Annotated in this window: 21 protein-coding genes; 16 read left to right on the forward strand and 5 right to left on the reverse strand. The window is 72.3% G+C overall.

Annotated features, from left to right (window positions below; all coding sequences use genetic code 11):
• The first annotated feature begins 107 nt into the window (after window positions 1-107).
• The 5 genes from ACLZOT_RS14045 to ACLZOT_RS14065 all read left to right on the forward strand — a co-directional run bounded on the left by ACLZOT_RS14045 (window position 108) and on the right by ACLZOT_RS14065 (window position 6,337).
• Window positions 108-1,139 (forward strand): quaternary amine ABC transporter ATP-binding protein, encoded by a 1,032-nt coding sequence (locus ACLZOT_RS14045; RefSeq protein WP_416969198.1) that lies wholly within the window; start codon window positions 108-110, stop codon window positions 1,137-1,139.
• Window positions 1,132-2,934: an ABC transporter permease/substrate binding protein gene (locus ACLZOT_RS14050; protein ID WP_416969199.1), complete on the forward strand. Its 1,803-nt coding sequence runs from the start codon at window positions 1,132-1,134 to the stop codon at window positions 2,932-2,934. Before ACLZOT_RS14045 ends, ACLZOT_RS14050 begins: the two co-directional genes overlap by 8 nt.
• Window positions 2,935-3,259: 325 nt before the next feature.
• Complete coding sequence (locus ACLZOT_RS14055) at window positions 3,260-3,829, forward strand: helix-turn-helix domain-containing protein (RefSeq protein ID WP_416969200.1); 570 nt, start codon at window positions 3,260-3,262, stop codon at window positions 3,827-3,829.
• A gap of 71 nt (window positions 3,830-3,900) precedes the next feature.
• On the forward strand, window positions 3,901-4,815 hold the full coding sequence (locus tag ACLZOT_RS14060; RefSeq protein WP_416969201.1) for a LysR family transcriptional regulator: 915 nt from the start codon (window positions 3,901-3,903) through the stop codon (window positions 4,813-4,815).
• 616 nt (window positions 4,816-5,431) lie between these two features.
• Window positions 5,432-6,337, forward strand: coding sequence for a phosphotransferase (locus tag ACLZOT_RS14065; protein ID WP_416969202.1), 906 nt, complete (start codon window positions 5,432-5,434; stop codon window positions 6,335-6,337).
• Window positions 6,338-6,342: 5 nt separating this feature from the next.
• On the opposite strand, the gene ACLZOT_RS14070 is transcribed toward ACLZOT_RS14065, so the two are convergent.
• On the reverse strand, window positions 6,343-7,035 hold the full coding sequence (locus ACLZOT_RS14070) for a gamma-glutamyl-gamma-aminobutyrate hydrolase family protein (protein ID WP_416969203.1): 693 nt from the start codon (window positions 7,033-7,035) through the stop codon (window positions 6,343-6,345).
• A 47-nt stretch (window positions 7,036-7,082) separates the two neighbouring features.
• Window positions 7,083-7,823: a FadR/GntR family transcriptional regulator gene (locus tag ACLZOT_RS14075; protein WP_416969204.1), complete on the reverse strand. Its 741-nt coding sequence runs from the start codon at window positions 7,821-7,823 to the stop codon at window positions 7,083-7,085.
• Window positions 7,824-7,898: 75 nt separating this feature from the next.
• Between ACLZOT_RS14075 and ACLZOT_RS14080 the strand changes: the two genes are divergently transcribed.
• Genes ACLZOT_RS14080 through ACLZOT_RS14090 form a run of 3 tightly spaced genes read left to right on the forward strand, consistent with a single transcriptional unit; the run spans window position 7,899 to window position 11,426 of the window.
• Window positions 7,899-9,257, forward strand: a complete 1,359-nt coding sequence (locus ACLZOT_RS14080) for a glutamine synthetase family protein (protein ID WP_416969205.1) — start codon at window positions 7,899-7,901, stop codon at window positions 9,255-9,257.
• 22 nt (window positions 9,258-9,279) lie between these two features.
• On the forward strand, window positions 9,280-10,647 hold the full coding sequence (locus ACLZOT_RS14085) for an aldehyde dehydrogenase family protein (protein ID WP_416969206.1): 1,368 nt from the start codon (window positions 9,280-9,282) through the stop codon (window positions 10,645-10,647).
• Window positions 10,644-11,426 carry a 3-oxoacyl-ACP reductase gene (locus tag ACLZOT_RS14090; RefSeq protein WP_416969207.1) on the forward strand — a complete coding sequence of 261 codons (783 nt, stop codon included), beginning with the start codon at window positions 10,644-10,646 and terminating at the stop codon, window positions 11,424-11,426. Before ACLZOT_RS14085 ends, ACLZOT_RS14090 begins: the two co-directional genes overlap by 4 nt.
• Window positions 11,427-11,430: 4 nt before the next feature.
• Here ACLZOT_RS14090 and ACLZOT_RS14095 read toward each other — a convergent pair whose 3' ends face one another.
• A complete protein-coding gene (locus tag ACLZOT_RS14095) occupies window positions 11,431-12,633 on the reverse strand; it encodes an amino acid deaminase/aldolase (RefSeq protein WP_416969208.1) in 1,203 nt (400 codons plus the stop codon).
• 2,498 nt (window positions 12,634-15,131) lie between these two features.
• Between ACLZOT_RS14095 and ACLZOT_RS14100 the strand changes: the two genes are divergently transcribed.
• A complete protein-coding gene (locus tag ACLZOT_RS14100; RefSeq protein ID WP_416969209.1) occupies window positions 15,132-16,154 on the forward strand; it encodes a hypothetical protein in 1,023 nt (340 codons plus the stop codon).
• Window positions 16,151-17,350 (forward strand): type VII secretion-associated serine protease mycosin, encoded by a 1,200-nt coding sequence (mycP, locus tag ACLZOT_RS14105; RefSeq protein WP_416969210.1) that lies wholly within the window; start codon window positions 16,151-16,153, stop codon window positions 17,348-17,350. The genes ACLZOT_RS14100 and mycP overlap by 4 nt, the downstream gene beginning before the upstream one ends.
• A gap of 95 nt (window positions 17,351-17,445) precedes the next feature.
• Here the strand turns inward: mycP and ACLZOT_RS14110 are convergent, their stop codons facing one another.
• Window positions 17,446-18,384, reverse strand: a complete 939-nt coding sequence (locus tag ACLZOT_RS14110; RefSeq protein ID WP_416969211.1) for a serine hydrolase — start codon at window positions 18,382-18,384, stop codon at window positions 17,446-17,448.
• A gap of 149 nt (window positions 18,385-18,533) precedes the next feature.
• Between ACLZOT_RS14110 and ACLZOT_RS14115 the strand changes: the two genes are divergently transcribed.
• Window positions 18,534-19,265: an SseB family protein gene (locus tag ACLZOT_RS14115; RefSeq protein ID WP_416969212.1), complete on the forward strand. Its 732-nt coding sequence runs from the start codon at window positions 18,534-18,536 to the stop codon at window positions 19,263-19,265.
• A 115-nt stretch (window positions 19,266-19,380) separates the two neighbouring features.
• On the opposite strand, the gene ACLZOT_RS14120 is transcribed toward ACLZOT_RS14115, so the two are convergent.
• Complete coding sequence (locus ACLZOT_RS14120) at window positions 19,381-19,725, reverse strand: DUF1844 domain-containing protein (protein ID WP_416969213.1); 345 nt, start codon at window positions 19,723-19,725, stop codon at window positions 19,381-19,383.
• A 374-nt stretch (window positions 19,726-20,099) separates the two neighbouring features.
• Here ACLZOT_RS14120 and infC point away from each other — a divergent pair, with 374 nt between their 5' ends.
• The 5 genes from infC to ACLZOT_RS14145 all read left to right on the forward strand — a co-directional run bounded on the left by infC (window position 20,100) and on the right by ACLZOT_RS14145 (window position 23,650).
• Window positions 20,100-20,780, forward strand: a complete 681-nt coding sequence (gene infC / locus ACLZOT_RS14125) for a translation initiation factor IF-3 (RefSeq protein WP_416969429.1) — start codon at window positions 20,100-20,102, stop codon at window positions 20,778-20,780.
• 110 nt (window positions 20,781-20,890) lie between these two features.
• On the forward strand, window positions 20,891-21,085 hold the full coding sequence (gene rpmI, locus ACLZOT_RS14130) for a 50S ribosomal protein L35 (RefSeq protein WP_059419477.1): 195 nt from the start codon (window positions 20,891-20,893) through the stop codon (window positions 21,083-21,085).
• Between the two features lie 101 nt (window positions 21,086-21,186).
• Window positions 21,187-21,570 carry a 50S ribosomal protein L20 gene (gene rplT / locus ACLZOT_RS14135; RefSeq protein WP_010350261.1) on the forward strand — a complete coding sequence of 128 codons (384 nt, stop codon included), beginning with the start codon at window positions 21,187-21,189 and terminating at the stop codon, window positions 21,568-21,570.
• An 82-nt stretch (window positions 21,571-21,652) separates the two neighbouring features.
• Window positions 21,653-22,498 carry a TrmH family RNA methyltransferase gene (locus ACLZOT_RS14140; RefSeq protein ID WP_416969214.1) on the forward strand — a complete coding sequence of 282 codons (846 nt, stop codon included), beginning with the start codon at window positions 21,653-21,655 and terminating at the stop codon, window positions 22,496-22,498.
• Window positions 22,499-22,543: 45 nt separating this feature from the next.
• Complete coding sequence (locus ACLZOT_RS14145) at window positions 22,544-23,650, forward strand: ATP-binding protein (RefSeq protein ID WP_416969215.1); 1,107 nt, start codon at window positions 22,544-22,546, stop codon at window positions 23,648-23,650.
• Window positions 23,651-23,665: the final 15 nt, after the last annotated feature.

Here is a 23,665-nt window from a genome sequence, read left to right on the forward strand (position 1 = left end):
CTGTGGGTTTGGCCGGAAAAGGTCCGGGCAGGCGCGGTCTCGGAGCGGCGCCGGTTGCCTGTTCAGCCGGCGGCTCCTTTTCCTTGTCCCCGACCGGAGAGGTGCGCGTGTCCGCACGGCTAGAGGCAGACCGGATCTACAAAGTGTTCGGCAGGAAAACGGACGACGCCGTCGAGCGGCTCAGAAGAGGCGAGACCCGAGACGACCTGCGCGCGGACGGCGCCATGCCCGCCGTCATCGACGCCTCCTTCACCGTCGAACCCGGCTCGATCTTCGTCGTCATGGGCCTGTCCGGCTCCGGCAAGTCGACGCTGCTGCGGATGCTCAACGGCCTCCTCGAACCCACCGCCGGGCACGTCCGCTTCGACGGCCAGGACCTGACCGCGCTCGACGACCGCGAGCTGCGGGAGGTGCGTGCGCGGAAGGTCTCCATGGTCTTCCAGCACTTCGCGCTCTTCCCCCACCGCACGGTCCTCGACAACGCGGCGTACGGCCTCGCCGTCCAGGGCGTCCCCCGCCCCGAGCGCGAGCAACGCGCCGCCGAGGCGCTGAAGTTGTGCGGCCTGGAGGGCTGGGAGTCCTCCTGGCCCGACGAGTTGTCCGGCGGCATGCAGCAACGCGTGGGCCTGGCACGCGCGTTGGCCACCGACGCCGACCTCCTCCTGATGGACGAGTCGTTCAGCGCGCTCGACCCGCTGATCCGCCGCGACATGCAGGACCAGCTCCTCACCCTCCAGAAGACCCTGAAGAAAACCATCGTGTTCATCACCCACGACCTCAACGAGGCGATGCGCCTGGGCGACCGGATCGCCGTCATGCGCGACGGCCGCATCGTCCAGAACGGCACCGCCGAGGACATCCTGCTGCGCCCGGCCGACGACTACGTCGCCTCGTTCATCCAGGACGTCGACCGCTCGCGGGTGTTGACGGCGTCGGCGGTCATGGACACGGACGCGCATGAGACGGACTGCGCCTGCGAGACCGTGACGCCACAGACGTCGTTCACGGAGCTGTGCGCGATCTGCGCGCGCGTCGATCATCCGGTGGCCGTGCTCGACGACGCGGGGGACGTCGTCGGGGTCGTCACGTCGGATCTGCTGGTCGGGGTCATGGCGGAGGAGGCGGTGGCCCATGCCTAGGCTGCACCTCGGTGACTGGGTCGACTCCGGTGTCGACTGGCTCGTCAACCATCTCGCCTGGCTGTTCGACGCGGTGAAGGCGGTGGTGGAGGGGCTGTACGACGTCCTCGACGGCGTGCTGAACGCGCCCGAGCCGCTGCTGCTCGCGGGGATCCTCGCCGTCCTCGCCTGGTGGCTGCGCGGGCTGGCGGCGGGCGCGCTGTCGTTCGCGGGGTTCGCGCTGATCGACTCGCTGGACCTGTGGGAGAAGGCGATGTCGACGCTCTCCCTGGTGCTGGTCGCGACCTTCATCGCGCTGGTGGCCGCGATCCCGCTCGGCGTGTGGGCGGCGCGCTCCAGGACGGTCAGCGCCGCGGTGCGGCCGGTCCTCGACCTGCTCCAGACGATGCCGTCGATGGTCCTGCTGATCCCGGCGATCCTCTTCTTCGGCATGGGCGTGCCCGCCGGGGTGGTCGCCACGCTGGTCTTCGCGGTCGCGCCGGGCGTCCGGATGACCGAGCTGGGCATCCGGCAGGTCGACGCCGAACTCGTCGAGGCCGCCGAGGCGTTCGGTACGAAGCCCCGCGACACCCTCTTCCGGGTGCAGCTGCCGCTCGCCCTGCCGACGATCATGGCGGGCGTCAACCAGGTGATCATGCTGGGTCTGTCCATGGTCGTCATCGCGGGCATGGTCGGCACGGGCGGGCTCGGCGGCGCCGTCAACGAGGCCATCGGCCAGCTCGACATCGGGCTCGGCTTCGAGGCCGGGCTCGGGATCGTCGTCCTCGCGATCTACCTCGACCGCATGACCGGCGCGCTCGGCACCCGGCTCTCGCCGCTCGGCCGCCGGGCGGCGGCGAAGTCCCGGGGGACGGCATGGACGTACCGGCCGCGCCCGGCCGTCGCGATGTCCTGCGTGACCGTGCTCGCGGTCGTCGCGGGCGGGCTCGGGGTGTTCGGCGGGAACGGGTCACCGGCGCACGCGTCGGGCACGGACGTCGGACGCGGCCAGGAGATCCGGATCGGCTACATCCCCTGGGACGAGGGGATCGCCTCCACCTATCTGTGGAAGGAGATCCTCCAGGAACGCGGCTTCAAGGTGACGACCACGCAGTACGCGGCGGGCCCCCTCTACACCGGCCTCGCCACCGGCCAGCTCGACTTCCAGACGGACTCCTGGCTGCCGACCACCCACGCCGAGTACTGGAAGAAGTACGGCGACAATCTCGACGACCTCGGCTCCTGGTACGGCCCGACGTCCCTGGAGCTGACCGTCCCCTCGTACATGAAGGACGTCAACTCCCTTGCGGACCTCAAGAACCGGGCCCCGGAGTTCGGCGGCCGCATCGTGGGGATCGAGCCGAGCGCCGGGATGATGGGCCTGCTGAAGGACAAGGTCGTCGAGGAGTACGGGCTCGACGGGTACGACGTCGTCGACGGGTCGACGCCGGCGATGCTGGCCGAACTCAAGCGGGCGTACGCGCGCAAGCAGCCCATCGTCGTCACCCTGTGGTCCCCGCACTGGGCGTACAGCGAGTACGGGCTCAAGAAGCTCGCCGACCCGCGCGGGGCCTGGGGCGAGGGCGACCACGTGCACACCGTCGCCCGGTCCGGATTCGCCTCCGACCAGCCCGAAGTGGCGCGCTGGCTCAAGGAGTTCAGGATGAGCGAGGCCCAGCTGACCTCGCTGGAGGCGCAGCTCCAGAAGTCCGGGAAGGGCAAGGAGCAGGACGCCGTACGCACCTGGCTGAAGGCGAACCCCGGGCTCGTGGAGAAGTGGGCGCCGGTGGAGAGCGGGGCCCTTTCCGCACCGTAGGGATTCGGCCAACCACGCAGAGCGATGTCGTGCCCCGAGGTCACCCTTCGGCTCCCCTGGCGGGAGCCGGACGGGTGACTTCGTGGCGTACGGGGCGTACGCTCGCGACCCGCCGGGGGCTCGGGGGCCGTTTCCGCGCGCTTAGGGGATGTGATCCACTGGCGCGAACCCGTGCGTCGGGCGTGACGGGGTGTGTCGTCGATGTGACGGGCACATGAAACGGTTTGCGGAACATGCGTAGGGTGCAGAGAACTCATCAGACGGCATGGGTGCACGGCATGGGTACGGCGACGCGGACCGACGAGCTGGAGGAGGGAGCCGGGCTATGGGCGACCACAAGGAACGGCCCCTGCGCGTGGGGGCGGCCGTACGGCGTCGGCGGCACGCGCTCGAACTGACGCTGGCGGCTGTCGCCGAGCGCAGCGGGCTGTCCGTACCCTTCCTCAGCCAGATCGAGAACGACCGGGCCCGGCCCAGCACAGCGTCCCTGGAGAAGGTCGCGGACGCGCTGCGGACGACCGCCGTCGAGCTGCTCGCCGCCGCTGATCCCGCGTGCAGCGTCGACGTCGTCCGGGCGGACGAGGGTGACGAACCGGGGGTGCCGCAGGCGCGGTCCCTCGTTCGGGGGCATCACCAGATGCACGCGACCGAGTTCACCGGCGATCACGACGCCGGGCGTGAATTCCAGTACCGCAACGACCAGTTGATGTACGTCGCCGACGGGGCCGTCGAGGTCGAGGCGGAGGGGCGGGCGTATCGGCTCGGGCGGGGGGACACGCTGTACCTGACCGGAGGGGTCCGGCATCGGTGGCGGGCTACCGTGCCGGACACGCGGATCCTGGTGGTGGCCGTGGCTGAGCATATCGAGGCTGTCCGGGGTGGGAAGCAGCGGTAGGTGGGGCGGGGGTGTGGGGCTGACCTGGGGTGATGAGGTCTTCTCGGGTTTTCTGGGCATAAGCTTGTCTTATGAGCGATGACGGCGTGGTGGTTCCCCTCTCGCATCGGGTGCCTGATCTCGGGGCGCTTGAGCTGTTGCTCGCGGTTGCCCGGGTGGGGAGTCTCGGGGCCGCCGCGCGGGAACTCGGGATCACCCAGCCCGCCGCCAGCAGTCGGATCCGGTCCATGGAACGGCAGCTCGGGGTCGCGCTGGTCGACCGGTCGCCGCGGGGGTCCCGGCTCACCGATGCGGGTGCGCTTGTCACGGACTGGGCTCGGCGGGTCGTCGAGGCGGCCGAGGCGTTCGATGTGGGGGCGCAGGCGTTGCGGGACCGGCGGGACTCCCGGTTGCGGGTGGCCGCGAGCATGACCATCGCGGAGTACTTGTTGCCGGGGTGGCTGCTCGCGCTGCGTGCGCAACGGCCCGATACGGCCGTGTCGTTGCTCGCCGGGAACTCCGCTGCCGTGGCCGAACAGCTGCTCGGGGACGAGGTCGATCTCGGGTTCGTGGAGGGGCTGACCGTGCCGGCCGGGCTCGATTCCGCCGTCATCGGGCATGACCGGTTGATCGTCGTCGTGGCGCCCGGGCATCCGTGGGGGCGTCGGCGGAGAGCCCTTCGGGGGGAGGAGTTGGCCTCTACTCCCCTGATTCTGCGGGAGAAAGGGTCGGGGACTCGGCAGGTGCTGGACGCTGCGCTGGGCGGGGTGTCCGCTCGGCCGTTGATCGAGTTGTCGTCCACGACCGCGGTGAAGGCGGCGGCGGTCAGTGGGGCCGGGCCCGCGGTGCTGAGTGAGCTGGTCGTGGGGGAGGAGCTGGCCATGCGGAGGCTGGTGTCCGTGCCGGTGGAAGGGGTGGCGTTGGGGCGGGAGTTGAGGGCGGTGTGGAGGGCAGGGCACCGGCCGGTGGGACCTGCGCGGGAGCTGTTGTCGCTGACGCGAGGCTGAACAACCTCCGCCCACCCACCCACCCGACTCGGTTACTTGGAAGGGCGGGCTCTGAAGTGGGGGGTTCTGTGGGGTGGGGGCTGCGGGTCGTGGGGGGGGCTTGAGATTCGGCTGCGGGTGCGTTGTGGCTGGTCGTGCCCGCGCGGCGGAGCCGTATGTCGATGCAGCCCCGCGCCCCTGGAAGACGGGGGCTTGTGTTGCGGGTTGGGTGCGGGCTTGCGGTGGTTGTGCCTGTGTGACGGAGTCGCATGGTGATGCAGCCCCGTGCGTCTGGAGGGCGTGGCTTGTGTTCGTGGGCAGCGCCAGGGTGGGGTGGTGATCCTGCCGGGACGGGACTCGCGTCGCCTCGGCAACATTGGCTTACCGAGTTTGCCCCCCTTTGCGGCTTGGCGGCTCGCCCGGTTGCCCTGGGCGGCTGGGTGTCAGGCGGGGTGGGGTCTGGGGCGGGCGGGGACAGTGGTGCCGCTGCGGCGTAGCCGCATGATGCTCTGGAACCGGCGTGCCGGGGGCTTGTTGAGGTGCGAGGCATAGAGGTGTTCCGCCTCGCGTGATGTCTGAGCCTGCGCCCAGCGAAAAGCGTTGGGCGCGCACCCCACCCTCCCCGCACGATGTCCCCATGAAACCCCTAGCCCCACCCGCCGCCGGCGTCCGCCTCGACTGGGACGCGCTCCCCGCCTCCGTGAAGGAATCCGCGGCCGGGACCCTGGGCGCACCGGTCGTACGGGCCACGACGCAGCGGGGCGGCTTCTCGCCGGGCGTCGCGGCGCGGGTGGTGACGGAGGCCGGGCGGCGAGGGTTCGTGAAGGCGGTCAGTGGAGCCGTCAATTCGTCCAGCCCGGGACTCCACCGCAAGGAGGCGAGGAACGCGGCGGCGCTGCCGGCGGCTGTACCGGCACCCCGCCTGCTGGGCGTGCACGACGACGGCGACTGGGTTGCCCTGGTGTTCGAGGACGTGGAGGGGCGGCAGCCGCAAGTTCCTTGGGAGCAAGCCGAGTTGAAGACGGTGGTGGACGCGGTCGGGGAGCTGGGGCGGGTACTGACACCCGCTCCCTTCGACGCCCCCTCCGCCTCGGAGGAACTGGTCGGCACGTTCGACGGATGGCGGAAACTGGCGGATCAGGGGCCCAGGATTCTCGGGGTCGCCGAGGGATGGCCGGACGCGATCCGGGGGGACACGCTCGCGCACGGGGACCTGCGGGCCGACAACATCCTGCTGGCGGACGACCGCGTGTGGTTCGTCGACTGGCCGCACGCGATGAGAGCGACCCCGTGGTTCGACCTCCTGCTGTTGCTGCCGAGCGTACGAGCACAGGGCGGCCCGGACCCGGAGGAGGTGTTCACGGCACACCCCCTGGGCCGCACCGCGGACCGGGACGCGGTGACCACCGCCCTGGCGGCCCTGACCGGCTACTTCCTCCACAACGCGACGAAACCAGCCCCACCGGGCCTCCCCACCCTGCGCCCCTTCCAACAGGCCCAGGGAGAAGCGGCGTTGGAGTGGCTACGGTCCCGCCTGCGCTGACGGCCTCACCCCGCCGCCGCCTCCACCAACCCCCGCATGACCCGCAGATCCTCCCCCATCTCGGGATGCCACTGAACCCCCAGCACCCACCCCCCACCCCGCTCGGCGACCTCGACCGCCTCGACCGTCCCGTCCTCCGCGTGGGCGGACGCGACGAGCCCCGTCCCCACCCGGTCGACGGCCTGATGGTGGTACGTCGGGACGCTGACGGTCTCGGGCACCAGCCCGGCGTACAGGGTCCCCGCGACCGGGGTGACGGTGTGCTGCCCGAAGACGCCCGGGGACTTCACGTGCCCTTCCATGTGCTGGACGAGGGTCCCGCCGACGGTGACGTTGAGGAGCTGCATGCCCCGGCAGATGCCGAGCAGGGGGACGCCGCAGGACAGCGCCGCCTCGATCAACGCCGTTTCCCACGCGTCGCGTTCACGCGCTGGGGGATCCGTACGGGGCTCGCGCCCGGCCCCGTACAGCGCGGGATCGACGTCGGGCCCGCCGGAGACGACGAGCCCGTCGAGGCGGGCGACGGTCGCGGCGGCACGGGACGGCGCGTCGGGGGGAAGCATCGCGGCGAGGCCCCCGGCCCGCTGGACGAGGCGGGGGTAGCCGGCGGGCAGCAGCGCGGCCGGCATCTCCCAGACGCGCCAGCGTGCGACGGGCTCCAGGTAGGTGCTGATCCCGATGAGCGGCGTACCGGACATGACCCCTCCAGGTAATGGACTCCAGGGATACCTTTGCAGAACAGGTCTTACGTGAGGAAGCCCCGCAGGAGGGCCGCCGTGCCCCCGCAGTGCTCGCGCATGATCTCGCGGGCGGCGTCGGCGTCCGCGTCGAGGACGGCCTCGACGAGGGCCTCGTGCTGCCGCTGGGAGTGTTCGAGGTTGCGCACGAGCAGCGGGATGCAGTCGAGGAGGTCGTTGACCTGGGCGCGGACGGCGGCGTACTGGGCGGTGAGGGAGGGGGAGCCGCAGAGTTCGGCGAGGGTGAGGTGCAGGAGGGTGTCGCGGCGGCGGTAGTCGGCGAGGGCCGCGTCCTGGGTCCCGGCGAGGGCCTCGCGCAGGCGGGACGCCTGGGCGTCGGTGAGGCCGTGGCCCGCGCACAGGCCGGCCGCGCCGACCTCCAGGACCTCGCGGAACCGCAGCACGTCCTCGACGTCGACCTCGGCGATCCGGCGCCGGAGCTCCTCCTCGCCGGTGCCGGGCACGGCGGACCGGGGCAGCACGAACGTACCGCCGTACCGCCCCCGTCTCGACTCCAGGAGACCCTGGTCCTGGAGGACCTTGAGGACCTCGCGCAGGGTGACGCGGCTGATGCCGAGCCGCTCGGCCAACTCCCGTTCGGCGGGGAGTCGTTCGCCGCCGGGGACCAGGCCCAGGCGGACCACCTGGAGGATCTGTTCCAGCGCCTCCTCGAAGCCGTTGCCCGCCCGCACCGGCCGCAGGACCGCCGTCAGCCGGTCGCCCGTGCCCGTGTCCTTCTCCACCGTCATCCGGCCGTGCCCCCTTCCCAAGCAATGGTATTCAGCAATACCTTATGGCTCTTGGACGCCATTGAGGAGGCCCTCGTGCCAGACCGCACAGCCCCGCTGCCCGTCGAGGACCTGCACGCCCTGGTCGCGGCCGGCGACATCGACACGGTCGTCCTGGCCTTCCCCGACATGCAAGGACGCCTCCAGGGCAAGCGGTTCGCGGCCCGCTTCTTCCTCGACGAGGTACTCCAGCACGGCACGGAGGGCTGCAACTACCTCCTCGCCGTCGACACGGACATGAACACGGTCCGCGGCTACGCCATGTCGTCCTGGGAGAGCGGCTACGGCGACTTCGCGATGCGCCCCGACCTCTCCACCCTGCGCCGCATCCCCTGGCACCCCGGCACCGCCCTCCTGATCGCGGACCTCGCCTGGGAGGACGGCTCCCCGGTCGGCGCGGCCCCCCGCCAGATCCTGCGCCGCCAGCTGGACCGCCTCGCCGAGCGCGGCTGGACGGCCCAGGTCGGCACGGAACTGGAGTTCATCGTCTTCCGCGACTCCTACGAACAGGCGTGGGACGCGGGCTACAAGGGCCTCACCCCCGCCAACCAGTACAACGTCGACTACTCGATCCTCGGCACCGGCCGCATCGAACCCCTCCTGCGCCGCATCCGCAACGAGATGGCCGGCGCGGGCCTGACCGTCGAGTCCGCCAAGGGCGAGTGCAACCTCGGCCAGCACGAGATCGCCTTCCGCTACGACGAGGCCCTGACCACCTGCGACCAGCACGCCGTCTACAAGACCGGCGCGAAGGAGATCGCCGCGCAGGAGGGCGTGTCCCTCACGTTCATGGCCAAGTTCGACGAGCGCGAGGGCAACTCCTGCCACATCCACCTGTCGTTGACGGACGCCGACGGCGCGAACGTCTTCGCCGGGCCCGACGGCATGACCGACACCATGCGGCACTTCCTCGCCGGACAGCTCGCCGCCCTGCGGGACTTCTCGCTGCTGTACGCGCCCAACATCAACAGCTACAAGCGGTTCCAGCCGGGCTCCTTCGCCCCGACCGCCGCCGCCTGGGGCCGCGACAACCGCACCTGCGCCCTGCGCGTCGTCGGCCACGGCCGCTCCCTGCGCTTCGAGAACCGCCTCCCCGGCGGCGACGTCAACCCGCACCTCGCGGTCGCGGGCCTGGTCGCGGCCGGTCTGTACGGCGTCGAGCACAAGCTCGAACTCCCCGCCGCCTGCGCGGGCAACGCCTACACCGGCGACTACGAACACGTCCCCACCACCCTGCGCGAAGCCGCCGAGGTCTGGGAACGCAGCCCCATCGCCGAGGCCGCCTTCGGCGAGGAGGTCGTCGCGCACTACCTCAACATGGCCCGCGTGGAACTCGAAGCGTTCGACGCGGCCGTCACGGACTGGGAGCTGCGCCGCTCCTTCGAACGACTGTAGAGCGACTGTGAAGGGTCACGAATTGTCCGAGCTGATCGTCCTCAACCCGGCCACCGAGGAGGTCGTCGCGAGGGTCCCCGCCGCCGACGCCGCCGAGGTGGACGCGGCCGTCGCCCGCGCGACGAAGGCCCAGGAGGTGTGGGCCGCCCTCGCCCCCGCCGACCGCGCCCGCCTCCTGCGCCGGTTCGCCGACCAAGTCGACGCCCATATCGAGGAGTTGGCCGCGCTGGAGGTCCGCGAGGCCGGGCACACGATCGGCAACGCCCGCTGGGAGGCGGGCAACGCGCGCGACCTGCTCCTCTACGCGGCGGGCGGCATCGAGAGGCTGACGGGCCGTCAGATCCCGGTCCCCGGCGGCCTCGACGTCACGATCCTCGAACCCCTCGGCGTCGTCGGCGTGATCGCCCCCTGGAACTTCCCCATGCCCATCGCCGCCTGGGGCTCCTTCCCCGCGCTCGCGGCGGGCAACGCGGTCGTCCTCAAGCCCGCCGAGACCACCCCGCTCACCGCTCTGCGCCTGGCCGAACTCGCCCTGGACGCGGGGCTCCCCGAGCACGTCCTCCAGGTCGTCCCCGGCTACGGCGGCATCGCCGGACGCGCCCTCGTCGACCACCCCGACGTCGCGAAGATCGTGTTCACCGGCTCCACCCGCACCGGCCGCGAGGTCATGGAACGCTGCGCGAGGTCGGTGAAGCCGGTCACCCTCGAACTCGGCGGCAAGAGCCCCAACGTGGTGTTCGCGGACGCCGACCTGGCCAAAGCCCTCGACCCCTTCTCGTTCCTCGACAACGCCGGCCAGGACTGCTGCGCCCGCACCCGGATCCTCGTCCAGGAGAGCGTCTACGACGAGGCACGCGCGTTCCTCACCGAGGCGCTCGCGGCGGTCGTCGTCGGCGACCCGGCCGACGAGAAGACCCAGATGGGCCCGCTCATCTCCCGTCAACAGCTCGACCGCGTACGGTCGTTGGTCCCCGACGACGCCTCCGGCGCGCTGCGCGGCGACGCCCCCGACGGGCGCGGCTTCTGGTACCCGCCGACCGTCCTGACCGCCGAGGCCCCCGACTCGCCCGCCGCCCGCGAGGAGATCTTCGGCCCCGTTGCCGTCCTGCTCCCCTTCACCGACGAGGCCGACGCGATCCGCCTCGCCAACGACACCCCCTACGGCCTCTCCGGCTCCCTGTGGACCCGGGACATCGGCCGCGCCCTGCGCCTCTCGCGGGCCGTCAAGGCGGGCAACCTGTCCGTCAACTCCCATTCCAGCGTGCGCTACTGGACCCCCTTCGGGGGCTACAAGCAGTCCGGGGTCGGCCGAGAGCTCGGCCCCGACGCGCTCACCGCCTTCACCGAGACCAAGAACGTCTTCATCAGCACGGAGGACCCCGCACAGTGACCGAGACTCCTGTCTGCCGCCGCCTCGTCGGCCGTACCGCCGTCATCACCGGAGCCGGCAGCGGCATCGGCCTCGCCACCGCCCGCCGCCTCGCCGCCGAGGGCGCCCACGTCGTCTGCGCCGACATCGACGAGACCGGCGGAAAGGCCGTCGCCGACGAGGTCGGCGGCCTCTTCGTGAAGGTCGACGTCACCGACGCCGAACAGGTCGAGGCGCTCTTCAAGACCGCCTACGACACGTACGGCAGCGTCGACATCGCCTTCAACAACGCCGGGATCTCACCCCCCGACGACGACTCCATCCTGGAGACCGGGCTCGACGCCTGGAAGCGCGTCCAGGAGGTCAACCTGACGTCCGTGTACCTGTGCTGCAAGGCCGCGATCCCCTACATGCGGCGGCAGCAGCGCGGTTCGATCATCAACACGGCGTCCTTCGTGGCCCGGATGGGCGCGGCGACCTCGCAGATCTCGTACACCGCGTCCAAGGGCGGCGTCCTCGCCATGTCCCGGGAACTCGGCGTGCAGTTCGCGCGCGAGGGCATCCGCGTCAACGCGCTGTGCCCGGGGCCGGTCAACACACCTCTGCTGCGAGAGCTGTTCGCGAAGGACCCCGAGCGCGCCGCCCGCCGCCTCGTGCACATCCCCGTGGGCCGGTTCGCCGAGGCCGAGGAGATCGCCGCCGCCGTCGCCTTCCTGGCGAGCGACGACTCCTCGTTCGTCAACGCGACCGACTTCCTGGTGGACGGCGGTATCTCGGGCGCGTACGTGACCCCGCTCTAGACCGTCACAGGAACGTGTGGCCCTCGCCGCGGTAGGTGGGCACCGTCTCCGTGACGGTGTCCCCCTCGATCAGGTGCAACTGGTCGAAACGCTCGCAGAGTTCACCGGCCTTCGCGTGCCGGAACCACACCTTGTCGCCGATCAGCAGATCGTCGGCGGGCGCACCGATCAGCGGCGTCTGGACCTCGCCGGGACCTTCCTGAGGGTCGTACCTGAGGCCCTCCGGGAGGTACGGCACCGGCAGCCGGTCCACGCCGGGGGCGCCCGAGGCGGGGTAGCCGCCGCCGAGGACCGTCACCACGCCGACGCCGGGGCGGCGGACGACCGGCTGGGCGAACAGGGCCGCCGGACGGCCCGTGAACGACGTGTAGTTGTCGAACAGGCGCGGCACGTACAGGCCCGAACCCGCCGCGACCTCGGTGACCGCGTGCTCGGCGACCGTGCTCTCCACGCTGCCCGTGCCGCCGCCGTTCACGAACTCCAGGTCGGGGGCGACCGCCCGGACCGCGCGGACCACCTCGGCGCGGCGCTCCGCGAGTTCGCGGCGGGCCGTCGTCTGCATCAGCCTGATCGCACGGGAGCGGAGAGGGCGGCCGGCCACCGAGTCGCCGACGCCGGCGATATGACCCTCGTACGCCATGATGCCGACCAGCTTGAAGCCCTGACGCCGGGTCACCGTGCGGGCGAAGTCGGCGAGTTGGGCGGGGGAGCGGAGGGGGGACCTGAGCGCGCCGATCCTGATCCGGCCGCCGAGCATCTGGAGGGACGTGTCCAACTCCAGGCAGACGCGGACCACTTCACGGCCGTCGCCGCGCGCCGCGTCGATCAGGTCGAGCTGGGCGACGTCGTCGACCATCACCGTCACGGCCGCGGCGAGCTTCGGGTCCGACGCCAGCTCCGCGTACCCGGCGCGGTCCGCCGAGGGGTACGCCAGCAGGACGTCCTCGAAGCCCGAGCGGGCCAGCCACAGGGACTCCGCCAGCGTGAACGACATCAGCCCCGCGAAGCCGTCCCGCGCGAGCACCCGCTCCAGCAGCGCCCGGCAGCGGACGGACTTGCTCGCCACCCGGATCGGCTTCCCCGCGGCCCGGCGGCGCAGGTCGTCGGCGTTCGCGTCGAAAGCGTCCAGATCGACGATCGCGAGGGGGGCGTCCAGGTGGGCGGTGGCCCGGTCGTAACGGGCCCGGTCGGCGGCGCGCACAGTCATGTACGCAGCCTGCCAGACCCGATTACCGCAGGGTAGGGGGACGATCCGGGCAGAAGCCCCGCGGCGGCGGTACTGGTTCTCCCTCCCCCCATGACAAGCCGTAGAGTGACGCGCACGCACGGAGGAACGGCTCCGGCCGCAAGTCCGTGCCGGGATGCCGGTCGGCCTGTGCGGGTATGCGTGCCCCAGGGTCGGCCGTCCGCCGGGGCGCCGCCGCTCGTCCGTCCACCACGACGGGGCGGCTCGGCACGAGGAAAACGGGGGGTTGCATCGTGAGCACGGAAGCACGGCGCCCTCCGGCGGATCACACGGTTTCGGAAGGGGCGTCCTTGAAGGAGGGCTCTGCCGCGGGGGCGGGCTTCACGGGGTCGGCGAGCGACAACGAGGACGGGAACGGGTCCCTCCGGGGGGAAGGGCGTGTGGTGGGGGGCGAGGCTTGGGACGAGGGCGCCGGGCGGGGCGGGGCTGGTCAGGCGGTGCCGGGTGACGGGCGGTCGGAACAGGTGCGGGCGGGCGAGACGCGCTCGGGGCAGGGACGGTCGGGTGAGGTGCGGTTTGGTGCGGGGTGGGGGAGCGGGGAGCTTGCGGCGGGTGCAGGGGCCGGTGCCGGTGAGTGGGCTGCTTCTGGTGGGGTGCGTGAGGTTGGTGAGGAGCGTGTGTGGCGTGATGCGCGTAGTGGTGGGGTGTCTGTCGGCGGAGACGTTTTTCCACCGCCGCCCGCTTCGGCTCGGTTCCCGGACACGCCGCCTGCGGCTGCCCGGCCGGGGGGAGCGTTGCGGAACGGTGAGCGGGCGGGGGGCGCGCAGGGGAACGGGGCCCGGAGAACTGGGGCGGGTGGCAGGGGTGTAGGGGGTTCCGGCACGGACGGGGCTTTCGCGGTGGGCGAAGGCGCGGCTTCTGCGGCCGGCGCGGGTCCGGCGCCCGGTACGGGCGTGACGTCTGGGTCCGGCGTGGACGTGACGCCGGTGGTCGGCGCGGACGCGGGTCCCAGGGCCGGCGGGGATGTGGCTTCGGGGTCCGGCACGGATGTGGCTTCAGGGCTCGGCGCGGGGATGACTTCGAGGTCCGGCGTGGGGATGACTTCGGGGCCTGGCGTGGGGATGACTTCGGGGTCCGGCGCAGGGGTGCCCTCGGGGTCCGGCGTGGGGATGACTTCGGGGCCTGGCGTGGGGATGACTTCGGGGTCCGGCGCAGGGGTGCCCTCGGGGCCTGGCGTAGGGATGACTCCGGAGTCCGGTGCGGGGAAGGCTTCGCAGTCCGGCGTAGGGACGGCTGCCGGTGCCGGTGGCACGGAGTCCGGCGGCACCCCCGTATCCCGTCCCGGCGGCACCTCCGTACCCCGTCCCGGCGGCACGCCCTCCGACGCCGGGGCCGACGGAGTCCGGCCGTACGTGTCCCGGGTCGGCGTCGGCCGGGCGCCGGGGTCCGACATTCCGCGTCCGCCTGCCACCGGCAGCGCCTGGACGCCGTTCTCCCGCAGCCGCATGGCCCGCCCCGTGGGCGAGACGCCGTCCCGCCCGGCCCCGACGGACACCCCGGCCTGGACTCCCACGTCCTCGGCACACCCCCCGGAGTTCGACGTCCCGTTCGCCACGGCCGCGGAGGACGACTCGACGCAGGCCCGCCTGCCGTACGACGCGTCCGCGCAGGACAGCTCCACCCCGCCCCGCCCCAAGGTGCCGCCCCAGGCCCCGCCGAGGCTGTCGCACGCCGATGCGCCGGAGCGGGACGGCTCTGTGTCCGGGCGCCCCCCGGGGGCACCGGCCCGCCCCGACCCCACGACGACTCCGACCCCTCCCGGCCCGGCCCGGAAGAGCACCCCCGGCACACCACCTCGCCGCCCCACCGCGCCCGGCGCCGAGCACAGGTCCGACCTCTCGGCAACGAAGGACGACCGCACGCCACCCGCCCCGCCGGCCACCCCGGCCCCGGAGGACCACCGACCTGCGCCGCGCCCGGCGCCCCCGTCGGAAAGCCACCCCGCTCCACCCCGCCCCACCACCCCGGCGTCGGAGGGCCACCGCGCCACCCCGCGCCCGGCCACCGCACCCGCGCCGGAAGTCCCTCGCACGCCCCCGCGCCCGGCGTCGGAGGGCCACCGCGCCACCCCGCGCCCCGCCACCGCACCCGCGCCCGAAGCCCCCCGCACACCCCCACACCCGTCAGCCACCCCGGCGCCGGAAGGCCCCCGAGCCACCCCCCGCCCTGCCCCCGCGTCCGCATCGCCCCCCCACCCCACCGCACCCCGTCCGGCCCCCGCGTCCGCATCGCCCCCCCACCCCACCGCACCCCGTCCGGCCCCCGCACCCGCATCGCCCCCCCACCCCACCGCACCCCGCCCGACCCCCGCACCCGCATCGACCCCCCACCCCACCACCCCGCCCCCCGCGTCCGAACCCCCCGCCCCCCAAGACACCCCCCTCCCCCCACGCCCCTCCGCCCCGCCCAGATCCGCACGCCCCGGTACCACCCGCGTCACCCCCGGACAGAACCCCCCGATGCCGTCGCCCCCCTCCACCACCGCCCCGGCCTCTCACCGCCCCGGGCGGACCACCGAACCCCCGGCCCCCGCGCCCGACCACGACGTGCCCGGCCGGACCCCCCGCCCCGCACCCCCGCGGCCCTCGACGGCCACCCCCCTCGGCACCCCCGCGGAGCACCACTCCGCCCCACCCCACTTCACCCCCGACCCCTCCCTGTCCTGGACCGCCACCCCCACTCCCACCCCGCCGGTCGTGACCCCCCTCGGCACCCCGGAGCCCCACCACCCCTGGGCCCGCGGGCGGGTCGTCGCCGCGGCCGCCTGTGTGGTCCTCGGGCTGGGTCTCATCGGCGGCGCGGTCACCGGCAGCTGGCTGATCGGGGACGACGCGGCGGCGGCGAGCGGGAGCTACGCGGCGGCCGCGGCGATCTGGCACAGCGTGCCCGTGGACCAGCTGTTCCCGGTGACGGTGGACGGCCAGGGCGCGGGCCCGGGCGGCGCGGACCGGACGTGGACACGGGTCGGCGTCGCCCCGGACGCGGGCTGCGAGAACGCGTTCGACCCCCTGCTGACGAGGGTCCTCGCCCCGGCCGGCTGCGACCGCCTGCTGCGGGCGACGTACGTGGACGCGACCCAGAGCTACGTGACGACCGTGGGCCTCCTGTTCACGACCGCCGACGCGGCCGGCATGCGCGAGCTGGACGCGCGGTTCGACAAGGAGGGCCTGGCCCGCCGTACGGACCTCATGCCCCGCCCGTACGCCGTCCCGGACACCGTCGCCGCCCGCTTCGGGAACGCGCAGCGCGCCTCGTGGACGGTGTCCGTGCTGACGGACGCGCCCGTGGTCGTGTACTCCGTCTCCGGCTGGGCGGACAACCGCACCGTGGACACGCCCCAGTCCGCCCCCGAGGCGACCGCGACCGGCGCCACCTCGGCCGTCGCCCAGGCGGGCCTGGGCAACGAGGCCAAGGGCCTCGCGGACCGCATCGAACGAAGCCTGCGCAAGGCCGCGGCCGGCCCGACGGAGCAACCGTCATGAGCCACCCCGGAAACACGTCACGACCCCCCTTCACCACCCGCCGCCGCGCCGCCCTCCTCGGCTGCCTCGTCGCCGCCGCCGTCGCCCTCGTCCCCCCCACCGCCGCCTACGCCGACGGCATACGCGACCAGCAGTGGGCGCTGGAGGCGATGCACACACGGGAGGCGTGGGAGACCACGAAGGGCGCCGGGGTCACCGTCGCCGTCCTCGACACCGGCGTGGAGGCCGACCACCCCGACCTCACCGGCAACGTCCTGCCCGAGAAGGACCTCGTCGGCTTCGGCGCGGTACGCGGGCAGCGGGCCTGGGCCCGGCACGGCACCGCGATGGCCGGCATCATCGCGGGCCACGGACACGGGTACGACAACGGCGACGGCGTCCTCGGCATCGCCCCGGAGGCGAAGATCCTGCCCGTCCGGGTGATCCTGGAGGACGGCGACCCGGCCCGCACCCGCGCCCGCAACACCCGCGGCAACGCCCTCGCGGAGGGCATCCGCTGGGCCGCCGACCAGGGCGCGGACGTCATCAACCTCTCCCTCGGCGACGACTCGGCGTCCGCGCACCCCGAGCCCGCCGAGGACGAGGCCGTGCAGTACGCGCTGAAGAAGGGCTCCGTCGTCGTCGCCTCCGCGGGCAACGGCGGCGACAAGGGCGACCACATCTCGTACCCGGCGGCCTACCCGGGGGTCATCGCCGCGACGGCCGTCGACAAGAACGGCGTACGCGCCTACTTCTCCACCCGCCACTGGTACGCGACGGTCAGCGCCCCCGGCGTGGACGTCGTGATCGCCGACCCGGACCACAAGTACTACGAGGGCTGGGGCACGAGCGCGGCGGCGGCCTTCGTCTCCGGCGCGGTCGCCCTCATCAAGGCCGCGCACCCCGGTCTGACCCCGGCGCAGATCAAGAAGCTCCTGGAGTCCACCGCCCGCGACGCCCCCACGGGCGGCCGGGACGACTCCCGCGGCTACGGCTTCATCGACCCGGCCGCCGCGCTCGACGCCGCCGCGAAGCTCAAGCCGGAGGGCCTGTCCTCACGCTCGTACGGCAAGGAGTACTTCGGCGCGGGCCCCGACAAGGAGAACGACGACCACGACACGTCGGACTGGGCGGGCCCCCTGGCGGGCGGCGCCGGGGGAGTGCTGCTGGTGACGTCGGTGGTGCTGTGGCGGGGCCGCCGCCGTACGGAGTTCTAGGCGCGGGCGGACGCGGGGCGTGAGGAACCGGCCTTTCCGCCGGGCCACCGGCGCGGTCGGCGGCGCAGACTACCCCCGGCTACGACCCCACCCCGCTACGACCCGTCCGTGAACACCCCCACCGCCGCCCGCGCCGTGTCCTCCACCAGCGTCACCCCCGCCGCCATGCTCGCGTTCCCGTCGGACAGGACGGCGATCAGGTACGAGCCGTCCCCGGCCGTCACCCGACCGATGCTGTTGACGTCCCACAGCCCGGTCGTGCTGCGCGGCAGCCAGCCGTTCTTCAGCGCCCACTGAGTACCCTGCGCGGCGGCGGACACCCCCCACCGCTGGTCGGCCTCGATCTGGGACATCAGCTTCCGCACATACTCCCGGGACGCCTCGCTCAGCTTCGAGTCCTCGCCGAACACCTGCTGGAGCAGGGCGAGTTGATCGGCGGCGGTGGTCTGGGTGAGCCCCCACAGCGCGCCCTCGCCGCCCTCGGTCGAGGTCATCCCGAACCGTTCGTTGGCCGCGTCCAGCCCCTCCGCCTGGCCGATCGTGTTCCACAGGGCGGTCGCCGAGTCGTTGTCGCTGTTCTCGATCATGAGGGCGGCGTACGCCTTCTCCTGGGCGGTCAGCGTGCGCCCCGCGTCCTGCGCCTGGAGCAGCAGTGCCGCGAGGATGTCCACCTTGACGACGCTGGCCGTGTCGAACGCGGCCTCCCCGTACACGGCACTGTCCCCGGAGGCCGGATCGAGCACCCCCACGGACACGGCGGCGTCACCGGGGACGTCCACCGCGTCCATCGCCGTCTTCAGCAGTGCGGTGAGGTCGACTTCCGGTTCCGGCACGGGCTCCTCCTGGGTGTGCGCGGCCGGCGAGGAGGTCGCCGCCGGGGCCGACGATACGGGGCTCGCGCGTGCGTCGTCATGGGTCTTCACGTACGCCGCCCCGCAGGCCGTCACGACGACGGCGAGCACGGCCAGGAGGACCGGCCGGCGCCGGGAGGCGGGGCGGGCGCGATGGCGTCGGGCGGCTCTGGAGGACTCCATCCCGCGATGGTGGGGGCGGCGACTGTGTCCTATGTGAGACGGACGTTAGAACCACGTCAGGGATTCCTGAGAAAACCGTGAGACCGGTGACCGCGCGGTTACCGGCCCCGCACAACCGCAGCAGCATCCCCCCGATAGGGTCGGTGACCGTGGCGAACAAGAACATTCCCGACCCCGGCTTCCCCGACGACGACGGCACCGCCGACCCCGCGCTCGCGGCGGCGCTCACCGCGTGGTCGCAGGACCGCACGGCCGTCCCCCCGGTGCTGACGGCCCTGCGGGACGCCCGCCTCCTGGTCCCCGTCGTGGCGGTCCTGGGCGAGGTCGAGGAGGACGAGAACGGACTGCGCCGCGAGAAGACCAGCGACATGGCGGTCCCCACCCTCAAGGCGGGCCCCCGCAAGGCGCTCCCCGCCTTCACCTCCACCGCCGCCCTGACCCGCTGGGACCCCGAGGCCCGCCCGGTAGCGGTCCGCCTCCACCAGGCACTGGAGGCGGCGGCCCACGAGAAGGCGGACACGGTGGTCCTGGACCTGGCGGGCCCGGTCCCCTTCGAACTGACGGGCCAGACCCTGCTGGCCCTAGCGGAGGGCCGCACGACGACGGACCCGCTGGAGGACCCGGCGGTGGTGGAGGCGGTACGCAAGGCGGTCGCTGCCGAACCGGACGTCCAGCGCGCGTATCTGGGCCCGGGGAAGTCGGACGGCACATTGGCCCTCGTCCTGGCGGACGGCGCGGTACCGGCGAAGGCGGCGCAAGCGGTGGCCGAACGCCTGGCGGCGGACGAAACACTGAGGGCAAGGCTGGTGCGCGGCCTGGACCTGGCACTGCTGCCGCCAGAGGCGAACCCCCCGGGAGAGCCCTTGCTCGTGCGAGCGTGACGGCTGACCACCGGCGGCTGCGAGTCTTTCAGGGGCGCGGGGCTGTATCGATTTGCGGCTCCGCCGCGTGGGCGCGAACAACCCCCACCGGCCCGCAGCCGAAACTCAACCGTCTTCAGCCGTAAACCGGCCCCGTGTACTTCTCGCCCGGCCCCTGCCCCACCGCGTCCGGCACGATGGACGCCTCACGGAACGCGAGCTGCAACGACTTCAGCCCGTCCCGCAGCGGTGCCGCGTGGAAGGAACTGATCTCCGTGGCGGACGCGTCCAGCAGCCCCGCCAACGCGGTGATCAGCTTCCGCGCCTCGTCCAGGTCCTTGAACTTCTCGCCCTCCTCCGTGAGGCCGAGCTTGACGGCCGCGGCGCTCATGAGGTTGACGGCGACCGTCACGATGACCTCGACGGCGGGGACCTCGGCGATGTCGCGGGTCATTTCGTTGAAGTCGGGGGTGTCACTCATGGGGGACACGATAGGTGGCGGGGGGACAGGGTCCACCACGCAGCCCGGATTGGCCAGTATCGGCACCGCCTGTTAACCTCATTGAACGACCGGCTGGGCATGACTGTGCCCGGCCCACAAGTGGAGGCTTCGAACTCCCACCCGACCACCCTCCGGGGCGGCGGGTCACCGGTCAGACGGCCGCCCCTCGTGGGGGCGCCGCCGTCCGATGAGTACGCCCCGCGATCCCCGCGGCGGTGTTCCGGTAGTTCGAGGAACCCCGCATGTGATCGTTCGGGGCATTTTTTCTGCCTCGACATGGTTGAAGGTCTTAAGAGACAGACGTTACGCGGCGCTCGAACCAGGGAGTCGCGTGGTGCAACCGAGGAGGACTCATCAGCGCCGAGCCCCGCATCAACGACCGGATTCGCGTTCCCGAGGTGCGACTTGTCGGTCCCAGTGGCGAGCAGGTGGGCATCGTCCCGCTGGCCAAGGCACTGGAGCTTGCGCAGGAGTACGACCTGGACCTGGTCGAGGTCGCGGCGAACGCCCGCCCGCCGGTCTGCAAGCTCATGGACTACGGGAAGTTCAAGTACGAGTCGGCCATGAAGGCCCGTGAGGCGCGCAAGAACCAGGCGCACACGGTCATCAAGGAGATGAAGCTCCGGCCGAAGATCGACCCGCACGACTACGACACCAAGAAGGGTCACGTCGTCCGGTTCCTCAAGCAGGGCGACAAGGTCAAGATCACGATCATGTTCCGCGGCCGTGAGCAGTCGCGCCCGGAGCTGGGCTACCGCCTGCTCCAGCGCCTCGCGGAGGACGTCCAGGAGCTGGGGTTCGTCGAGTCGAACCCGAAGCAGGACGGCCGCAACATGATCATGGTTCTCGGTCCGCACAAGAAGAAGACCGAGGCGATGGCCGAGGCACGCCAGGCGCAGGAGGCCCGCAAGGCCGAGGCGAAGGCCAACCCCGGCCGCTCGCAGAACGCCGCGGACGCCGACGCCGTCAACGCCGAGGTGCCGGAGACCGCCGAGGCCGTCGAGGCCCCTGCCGAGGCTTCCGCCGAGGCGTGATCCACGGGACGCGAGTCCCCGGATCCAACCGATAGAAGAGCGACGCTCCACCCCGTGCCCGGTTTCACGACCGGGCACCGGAGCGCCACCGACGAGGAGAGTACGGCGCTATGCCGAAGAACAAGTCGCACAGCGGTTCCAGCAAGCGCTTCAAGATCACCGGCTCCGGCAAGGTGCTCCGCGAGCGCGCCGGCAAGCGCCACCTGCTTGAGCACAAGTCGTCCCGCGTGACGCGTCGCCTCACCGGCAACGCCGAGATGGCCCCGGGCGACGCCAAGAAGATCAAGAAGCTTCTCGGCAAGTGACGTACGGCGCTTTCCGAACAAGCGCCTCACGTCTCCACCGGGACCTATTCGATACCGGGTCGTGTGAGTCCAACCACGGCCCCGCTACAAGGAGTTAAAAAGTGGCACGCGTCAAGCGGGCAGTCAACGCCCACAAGAAGCGCCGGGCGATCCTCGAGGCGGCCTCCGGCTACCGTGGTCAGCGTTCGCGCCTGTACCGCAAGGCCAAGGAGCAGGTCACCCACTCGCTGGTCTACAACTACAACGACCGCAAGAAGCGCAAGGGCGACTTCCGTCAGCTGTGGATCCAGCGCATCAACGCCGCTGCCCGCGCCAACGGCATCACCTACAACCGCTTCATCCAGGGTCTGAAGGCCGCGAACGTCGAGGTCGACCGCAAGATCCTCGCCGAGCTGGCCGTGAACGACGCGAACGCGTTCGCCGCGCTCGTCGAGGTCGCCCAGAAGGCGCTTCCGGCGGACGTCAACGCCCCCAAGGCCGCCTGAATCCCGGGCTAGAGCTTTGACTGCACGGACCCGTGGGACTACCTGCGGGTCCGTTCTGCTGACCAGAAGGCGAGACCCGTACATGTCCCCCCTGCCCCCCGACCTCATCTCCCCCCGTTCCCCCCGCGTCTCCGCCGCCCGGCGGCTCGCCAAGCGGAACTTCCGGAGCAAGGAGCGGCTGTTTCTCGCCGAGGGGCCGCAGGCCGTGCGGGAGGCGGCCAGGGGGACGCTGGTCGAGCTGTTCGCGACCGTGGAGGCGGCCGAGCGGTACGCCGACGTCGTCGGGGAGGCGCGGGACGCGGGCGCGCGGGTGCATCTCGCCGACGAGCAGGTCGTCGCCGACATCTCCACCACCGTCACCCCGCAGGGGCTCGTTGGGATCTGCCGGTTCCTCGACACCCCGTTCGAGGAGATCCTCGCCGCCCGCCCGAAGCTGGTCGCCGTCCTCGCGCACGTACGCGACCCCGGGAACGCCGGGACGGTCCTGCGGTGCGCGGACGCGGCCGGTGCCGAGGCCGTCGTCCTCACCGATGCCTCCGTCGACCTGTACAACCCGAAGGCTGTCCGGGCCTCCGTCGGCTCTCTGTTCCATCTGCCCGTCGCCGTCGGGGTGCCGGTCGAACAGGCCGTGGCGGGGCTCAAGGCGGCCGGCGTACGCATCCTCGCCGCCGACGGCGCAGGTCAGGACGGTCTTGACGACGAGCTGGACAAGGGGACCATGGGCGGTCCCACGGCGTGGGTGTTCGGGAACGAGGCGTGGGGGCTCCCGGAGGAGACCAGGGGGCTCGCGGACGCGGTCGTACGCGTCCCTATCCACGGAAAGGCTGAAAGTCTGAACCTTGCCACGGCCGCCGCCGTATGTCTCTATGCGTCAGCCCGTGCACAGCGCGCCTCAGGAGGGTGCCGCAGCGTCACCGCCAGCCAGTAGGGTGGCGTGCTCGGGGGTCCTCGTCGCGGGAGGTGGGGTACGAGGATGAGTGCGGTCACGAGCGGCACACCGGAAGCCCGCAGGGTCTGGTGGCCGCCCGGGATGGGGCCGGACGAGCTGCCGGACGGCCTGGTGGTCGCCGACGAGCACGGCCGGGTCGTCTGTTTCAACGCCGCGGCCGAACGGATGACCGCCACCGCCGCGGCCGACGTCCTCGGCAGGCCGCTGGACAAGGCACTGCCGTTAGAGGACCTGGAGGGCCGCCGCTGGTGGCAGCTCACCGATCCGTACGGCGGCCTCGCCACCCGGGTGCGCCAGCCCGAACGCAACCTCCTGCTGCCCGGCGGACGCGAGTTCCTCGTCTCCGCCCGCTACGTCCGCGACCGCCCCACCGGCCCCGTACAGCGTGTCGTCGTCTGTCTGCGCGACACCGAGGCCCGGCGCCGCACCGAGCGCTCCCACGCCGAGCTGATCGCCACGGTCGCCCACGAACTGCGCTCCCCCCTCACCTCCGTCAAGGGCTTCACCGCGACCCTCCTCGCCAAGTGGGAGCGCTTCACCGACGACCAGAAGCGCCTGATGCTGGAGACCGTCGACGCCGACGCGGACCGCGTCACCCGCCTCATCGCCGAGCTCCTCGACATCTCCCGGATCGACTCGGGCCGCCTTGAGGTCCGCCGCCAGCCCGTCGACATGGGCGCCGCCGTCGGCCGCCACATCCAGGCGTACGTCGCCGCGGGACTGCCCGCCGACCGCTTCCTGCTGCGCATAGGGCAGCCGCTGCCCGCCCTGTGGGCCGACCCCGACAAGGTCGACCAGGTGCTGAGCAACCTCATCGAAAACGCCGTGCGCCACGGCGAGGGAACCGTCACGATAGACGTCACGTCCGCCGCGTCCCCCCGCGAGGGGGAGGACACGGGCACGTCGGTCACCGTGAGCGACGAGGGGGCGGGTATCCCGGAGGAGTCCATGAACCGCGTCTTCACCCGCTTCTGGCGGGGCAGCAAGCGCGGCGGCACGGGCCTCGGGCTCTACATCGTCAAGGGCATCGTCGAGGCCCACGGCGGAGTCATCACGGTCGGCCGCGCCCCCCAGGGCGGCGCACAGTTCCGATTTACGTTGCCCGTGGCGGCCCCTGCTTATCTGAGCTAGGTCACTGCGGGCGCG

The organism is Streptomyces sp. 4F14, from assembly GCF_048159485.1.
In the GTDB taxonomy this organism is placed as follows: Bacteria; Actinomycetota; Actinomycetes; order Streptomycetales; family Streptomycetaceae; genus Streptomyces.

Coding starts and splice junctions, on each gene's coding strand:
- ACLZOT_RS14050 (WP_416969199.1), top strand. CDS start 1,132: ATGCCTAGGCTGCACCTCGGTGACTGGGTCGACTCCGGTGTCGACTGG.
- ACLZOT_RS14055 (WP_416969200.1), top strand. CDS start 3,260: ATGGGCGACCACAAGGAACGGCCCCTGCGCGTGGGGGCGGCCGTACGG.
- ACLZOT_RS14060 (WP_416969201.1), top strand. CDS start 3,901: ATGAGCGATGACGGCGTGGTGGTTCCCCTCTCGCATCGGGTGCCTGAT.
- ACLZOT_RS14065 (WP_416969202.1), top strand. CDS start 5,432: ATGAAACCCCTAGCCCCACCCGCCGCCGGCGTCCGCCTCGACTGGGAC.
- ACLZOT_RS14070 (WP_416969203.1), bottom strand. CDS start 7,035: ATGTCCGGTACGCCGCTCATCGGGATCAGCACCTACCTGGAGCCCGTC.
- ACLZOT_RS14075 (WP_416969204.1), bottom strand. CDS start 7,823: ATGACGGTGGAGAAGGACACGGGCACGGGCGACCGGCTGACGGCGGTC.
- ACLZOT_RS14095 (WP_416969208.1), bottom strand. CDS start 12,633: ATGACTGTGCGCGCCGCCGACCGGGCCCGTTACGACCGGGCCACCGCC.
- ACLZOT_RS14100 (WP_416969209.1), top strand. CDS start 15,132: ATGCCGTCGCCCCCCTCCACCACCGCCCCGGCCTCTCACCGCCCCGGG.
- mycP (WP_416969210.1), top strand. CDS start 16,151: ATGAGCCACCCCGGAAACACGTCACGACCCCCCTTCACCACCCGCCGC.
- ACLZOT_RS14110 (WP_416969211.1), bottom strand. CDS start 18,384: ATGGAGTCCTCCAGAGCCGCCCGACGCCATCGCGCCCGCCCCGCCTCC.
- ACLZOT_RS14120 (WP_416969213.1), bottom strand. CDS start 19,725: ATGAGTGACACCCCCGACTTCAACGAAATGACCCGCGACATCGCCGAG.
- rpmI (WP_059419477.1), top strand. CDS start 20,891: ATGCCGAAGAACAAGTCGCACAGCGGTTCCAGCAAGCGCTTCAAGATC.
- ACLZOT_RS14140 (WP_416969214.1), top strand. CDS start 21,653: ATGTCCCCCCTGCCCCCCGACCTCATCTCCCCCCGTTCCCCCCGCGTC.
- ACLZOT_RS14145 (WP_416969215.1), top strand. CDS start 22,544: ATGAGTGCGGTCACGAGCGGCACACCGGAAGCCCGCAGGGTCTGGTGG.